This window comes from Aquabacterium sp. (genome assembly GCF_036279675.1).
Lineage (GTDB): Bacteria > Pseudomonadota > Gammaproteobacteria > Burkholderiales > Burkholderiaceae_C > Aquabacterium.
In genome coordinates this window covers 1-5,249 of the sequence record NZ_DASUIS010000080.1, presented here as the reverse complement: position 1 = coordinate 5,249, position 5,249 = coordinate 1, and the positions used below count along the sequence as shown (strand labels likewise).

The window sequence follows — 5,249 nt, the reverse complement described above, 5'->3', positions numbered from 1 at the left end:
GATCAGAACTTGCGGGCACTGGTGCGTGCGCACTACTTCGACCTCATCGACCGCTACCAGCCTGATCTGCTGTGGAACGACCTGGCCTTCATCGGCAACCCGTATGAAGTGCAGGCCTACTACTTCAATCGTCGGCCCGATGGCGTCGTCAATGACCGCTGGAAGAGCCCGGTGCGCTTCTACGACTCGGCTTTCGAGAAGCAGGGGCCCAATCTGGTTTACGAAGGCTTGATGGCCGGGCTGCAGTCCGCCATCAATGTGGCCAGCCTGAACGAACCTGTGACGCCTTCCGTGAGCAAGGTCTTCAGCGACTTCGATACGCACGAGTACATCGACTTCCCGCAAGCGGCCTATCCCAACACGCGCTACTTCGAGGGCACACGCGGTGTGGGCCGCAGCTTTGCGTACACGGCCAATGACACGGCCTTCTCAAGCGGTGATGCCTTGATTCACCTGCTGGTGGATGTGGTCAGCAAGAACGGCAACCTGCTGCTCAACATCGGGCCCAGGCCGGACGGCAGTGTGCCGGATCAGCAGGCGCTGCCCTTGCGTGAGTTGGGTCGCTGGTTGAGCGTGCACGGCCCGGCCATCTATGGCACACGCCCGTGGCGCCATGACCGTGCCTTGTCCCGCGAGGGTGACAAGCTGCAGTTCACCACCGATCAACAGGGCCATCTGTATGTGTTCGTGGACCAGGCCTGGGCCAAAGACAGGACGCTGACCTTGCCAGACGTGTTGGTGGACACGAGCGTGCCCGCATCGCAGGCGGTGACCGTGCTGGGGCGCAGCAGTGCGCCGCTGTGGTCACAGCAAGGCGGCGATCTCCAGCTCACCTTGCCGTATCAAGCGACTAACGGAACCAGCTCATCCCTGGTGGCCATCAAGGTCCGCCTCCACCGCAGCGTGTGGGCGGCGTACCTGGCTTCCAGCGGCAGCTACTGGCGTTGAAGCTGATGGCGCCATTGCAGTGGTGAGACGCCTTTCCAGCGCTTGAAGGCCCGCGTGAAGGCGCTTTGTTCGGAATAGCCCAGCAGGCCGCTGACTTCTGCCAGCGTGAGCCGCTCGTCGCGCAGGTGCAGGTCGGCGAGTTGCTGCAAGGCGGCTTCTCGCAAGTCCCTGAAGTTCAGGCCCTGATCGGCCAGGCGCCGGTAGAACACACGCGGTGAGAGCCGCAGTTCGTGGGCCACCTGCTCCAGTTCGGGCATGCCATGCGGGGCCAGGTGCGCCACCACACGTTGGGTCATGTCACCGAGGTTGCCTGTCTGGGGCAACTGGGCCATGGCGGCGTCCACCTGCGCTTCCATCAGCTTGAGCAGGGTCGGATCCGGTTGACGCAGTGGGGCCGCCAGCGTCTCCAGCGGGATCACCAGCCGCGTGATGGCCTGGCCAAAGCGCACCGGGCAGCCGAAGTAGCGCGTGTAGGGCCGAGCATCGGGGGGCGGTGGGTTCACGAAATCCACGGCGGTCAGTGGCAGGTCCTGGCCGCACAGGTCGCGACCGAACTGCACGATGCTGGTGATGCCGGCCTCGTCGAACAAGGCGCCGGGCTTGCCGTGTGCCGTGCCCCAGCGCAACTCCAGTTGCCCGTCGACCACCGCATGCTCGATCGGGTTGATGTCGTGCACCAGCCGGTGGTAGCGCTGGATGCGCATCAGCGCAGCCCCCAGGTTTTCGCAGGCCAGCAACACATAGCCCAGTGCGCCCAGTTGCGCGGGCTGCATGGCCTGGCCCAGGTGCAGGCCCAGCAGCGGGTCATGGAGGCGCTCGGCTGCCTGGATCAGCAGCAGGCAGTAATCCTGGGCGGGCATGCGGCCGAGGTGCTGCGTGCCGTCAAGCTTGTAGCGCCTGGGGATCAGCTCGTGAGGTGCCACGCCACGCGCCTGCAGATAGCCGGCCAGCACCCTGAGAAAGGTCAGCGGGACCATGCCTTGCACCGCATCTCGTGCATACAGCCGGGCGGGTAACGGGCTGGTCGGGCTGGCGTGAGGGGTGGTTGGCATGGATGAAATTGTTAAAAAACATGGCCGATGGCGTCAAGACCTGTCAACCCTGTGGCCGTTATGCTGCGCATCAGATCAGGAGCGTCCATGAGCCAGACCACGAGCACGACCAGCACCAAGAGCGTCTTCATCACGGGAGCGGCCGCGGGCATCGGCCGGGCGATTGCCGAGCGGTTTGCCAAGGCGGGCTGGTTCATCGGGGCGTATGACGTGGACGAGGCCGGCGTGATGGCCTTGCGCGAGCAACTGGGAGCACACCGCTGCCACGCGGGGCGACTGGATGTGAGCCATCCCGATGACTGGGCACGTCAGCTGGAAGCCTTCTTCAAGGCCGCCGACGGGCGTCTGGATGTGCTGGTCAACAACGCAGGCGTGTCGGTCACGAACTACTTCGAAGAGGCCGAGTTGATCCGCCACCATCGCCTCATCGACATCAACCTCAAGGGGGTGGTCAACGGCTGCCACACGGCGCTGCCTTATCTGCGTCGTACGCCGCAGTCTCGTGTGGTCAATCTGTGCTCTGCCTCGGCCCTGTACGGGCAGCCCATGCTGTCGACCTACTCGGCCACCAAGGCGGCCGTACGCAGCTTCACCGAGGCGCTGGACATCGAATGGCAACGTTTCGATATCCGCGTGGTGGATGTGCTGCCGCTGTTCGTCAACACGGCCATGGTGGCCAACGACGTGAGCAAGATGAAGACGGTGCAGACACTGGGTGTGCGCCTGTCCGCCGATGACATCGCCGCCAGCATCTGGCGACTGGCCCAGGGCGCGCCGGGCAGTCTGCCCGTGCACACGCCCGTGGGCATGCAGACCAGGCTGTTCTATCTCTTGTCCAAGCTGTCGCCGGACTGGATGAACCGTCTGGTCACCGCTCGCATGGCCGGCCACTGACAACGCTTTTCGTTCCCATCCTTTAGCGAGTTTTCATGACCACGATCACGACGCCCATGCCGGCAGGCATGCAGGCGCTGGCCGACTTCGACCATGCGCGTGTCTCAACCAGTCCGCAAGTGCGCCTGCAGGCCGTGCGGCAGTGCGCGCAGGCCTTGCACGACCGCATGATGGCCGAGCCCGAGGTGCTGTTCTACCGCAGCTTCAACCTGATCCGCGCGCCTTATCCGACCTATTACGCCTTCTCTGGCGTGTTCGCGCACCGTGGCTTCAAGTTCCCTTTGATCCACCTGTTCAACAAGCTGTTCGTGGTGCAGTACCTGGATCACGACAAGGTGTTGCGCACTTTGATGCTGTCACCCACCGACCATGAGGCCAACCGCGAAACGCCTTTCTTCAAGCGACTGGCGCAAGGCATGCCGCGCAGCCTGATCAATGTGGTGGCACCGCAGTACAACACGGTGGAAGGTGCGCTGGCCGAATGCGGCATCACGCCGGATCAGGTGGACTACATCAGCTACGACCATCTGCACACCCATGATGTGCGCAAGTGGCTGGGCACGCATGGCCAGCCCGGCTACTTCCCCAAGGCCAGGCTGCTGGTGCATCGCCAGGAATGGGCTTCCACGCAAGCCTTGCTGCCCATTCAGGCTGACTGGTACTGCCCGAAGGGCATCGATGGCATCGCCCCTGAGCGCGTCATCACCTTCGAGGGCAGCCTCAGCCTGGGCCCCGGCCTCGCCTTGATCCACACGCCAGGTCACACCGAAGGCAACCACTCGATGGCAGCCCGTGTGCCCGACGGCATCCGTGTGACCAGCGAGAACGGCGTGGGGGTAGACGCCTATGAGCCCATGAACTCGCGCATCAATGCGGTCCGGCAGTATGCGCAGCGCACCGGTGTCGAGGTCATCCTCAATGGCAACACGCTGGAGGGCAGCAACGACCAGTACATCTCCATGGTGCTGGAAAAGACGCTGGCAGGCCGTTCGGCCAACCCCGCTTATCCGAATTGCGCGACCTCCAGCGAGCGCACACCTTTCTGGGCCTTCCCGGGTGACGTGGCCAGCCACCTGTTTGGTGAGGCCCACTTTGGCCAGGTGAGGAGGCAGACCACATGAGCGCCAACATGAACGAGCGTGATCTGACCGTGCTGGTGACCGGCGGTTGTGGCTTTCTCGGCCAGGCGCTGGTTCGCCAGATCCTGACCCGCACGACATGGGCTGTACGGGTGCTGGCCTTGCCTCACGAACAGGCGCCGCTGGAGTGGGGCGCACGTGTGCAGATCCTGCGGGGCGACATCACCAGGGCCGGTGACGTCGAGCGGGCGGTTCGGGGCTGCTCGCATGTCTTTCATCTGGCGGCGCTGGTCGGTGATGCGGGCAGCTATGAAGCACATGATCGCGTGACGGTGGGCGGCACCGCCCATGTGTTCGAGGCGGCCTTGCGCAGCCATGCCATCGTGGTGCTGACCACCAGCATCTGCGCCTATGGCGACGCGATCCAGCACGGCGTGTGTGCGGAAGATGCGCCACCCGGCAAGCCTCAAGGACCTTACGGCAAGGCCAAACAAGGCCAGGAGAAACTGGCCTGGCGCTTCAAGGCTCAGGGCGGTCGGGTGTGCGTGGTGCGGCCGGCCAATATCGTCGGGCCTGGATCAGGTCCGTGGTTGCTGGATGCGGCCCACGCTTTGCGCCAGGGCTTGCCGGCGCTCATCGGCGGCGGGCAGGGCCATGCCGCGCTGACGGTGGTCGACAACGTGGCCGACTTCATGCTGCTGGCAGCGCAGACGCCCGCTGCTTATGGCCAGGCTTTCAACATCGAGGATGACCTGCCGGTGACTTGGCAGCGCTACTTCAACGATCTGGCCTTGTTGATGAAGGCGCCGTTGCCCCGCTCGATACCGCGCTGGGCGGCCTATCTGGGCGCCAGCGTGGTGGAGCCGATTTTCAGGCGCTTCTTTCAGCGCCAGCGCCCGCCCGTCACGCGCGAGGCACTCAACCTCATCGCCTGGGACAGCCACTTTCCCACCGCCAAGGCGCGTGCCTTGGGCTGGGCGCCGAAGGTGTCTTACGAGCAGATGCTGCAGGCGCTGGGCGAGGACATCCAGGCGCGCGGCCTGTAGCGAGCCTGTCGCGTGTCAAGGCCGGATCAGGCCTCATCGCGCGGCATCAGGCAATGGCCGCGGGCTTGTGCCACGGGGCGCTGCGGGTCGTCCTGCCAGATCGAGACCTGCACCAGCGCCACGCGGTTGCCCTGGCGCACGGTCGTGCCTTGCACGAAGGTGTCCACCGGCTTGGCCGAGCGCATGTAGGCGATCGCGAAGTCGATGCCACGCGGCACACCCTTGATGGC

The 5,249-nt window shown here is 64.6% G+C and carries 6 protein-coding genes; 4 read left to right on the top strand and 2 right to left on the bottom strand.

Features of this window, described 5'->3' with window-relative positions:
- A partial coding sequence (locus tag VFW93_RS09910; RefSeq protein WP_329693835.1) for an alpha-L-fucosidase occupies positions 1–948 on the top strand: 948 nt, incomplete at its 5' end.
- On the opposite strand, the gene VFW93_RS09905 is transcribed toward VFW93_RS09910, so the two are convergent.
- Positions 936–2,000 carry an AraC family transcriptional regulator gene (locus VFW93_RS09905; RefSeq protein WP_329693834.1) on the bottom strand — a complete coding sequence of 355 codons (1,065 nt, stop codon included), beginning with the start codon at positions 1,998–2,000 and terminating at the stop codon, positions 936–938. The two genes, VFW93_RS09910 and VFW93_RS09905, sit on opposite strands and share 13 nt — an antisense overlap.
- An 87-nt stretch (positions 2,001–2,087) precedes the next feature.
- Here VFW93_RS09905 and VFW93_RS09900 point away from each other — a divergent pair, with 87 nt between their 5' ends.
- From VFW93_RS09900 to VFW93_RS09890, 3 genes are read left to right on the top strand one after another with little or no spacing between them, the layout of a single operon-like run.
- Complete coding sequence (locus VFW93_RS09900) at positions 2,088–2,894, top strand: SDR family oxidoreductase (protein ID WP_329693833.1); 807 nt, start codon at positions 2,088–2,090, stop codon at positions 2,892–2,894.
- 35 nt (positions 2,895–2,929) lie between these two features.
- Positions 2,930–4,015, top strand: coding sequence for a hypothetical protein (locus VFW93_RS09895; protein WP_329693832.1), 1,086 nt, complete (start codon positions 2,930–2,932; stop codon positions 4,013–4,015).
- Entirely contained in the window at positions 4,012–5,019 is a 1,008-nt protein-coding gene (locus VFW93_RS09890) for an NAD-dependent epimerase/dehydratase family protein (RefSeq protein ID WP_329693831.1), read from the top strand. The genes VFW93_RS09895 and VFW93_RS09890 overlap by 4 nt, the downstream gene beginning before the upstream one ends.
- A gap of 26 nt (positions 5,020–5,045) precedes the next feature.
- Here VFW93_RS09890 and VFW93_RS09885 read toward each other — a convergent pair.
- A partial coding sequence (locus VFW93_RS09885; protein WP_329693830.1) for a PaaI family thioesterase occupies positions 5,046–5,249 on the bottom strand: 204 nt, incomplete at its 5' end.

Excerpts from the sequence above, each read along its gene's own strand:
- VFW93_RS09900 (WP_329693833.1), top strand. The coding sequence starts at position 2,088 with ATGAGCCAGACCACGAGCACGACCAGCACCAAGAGCGTCTTCATCACG.
- VFW93_RS09895 (WP_329693832.1), top strand. The coding sequence starts at position 2,930 with ATGACCACGATCACGACGCCCATGCCGGCAGGCATGCAGGCGCTGGCC.
- VFW93_RS09890 (WP_329693831.1), top strand. The coding sequence starts at position 4,012 with ATGAGCGCCAACATGAACGAGCGTGATCTGACCGTGCTGGTGACCGGC.
- VFW93_RS09905 (WP_329693834.1), bottom strand. The coding sequence starts at position 2,000 with ATGCCAACCACCCCTCACGCCAGCCCGACCAGCCCGTTACCCGCCCGG.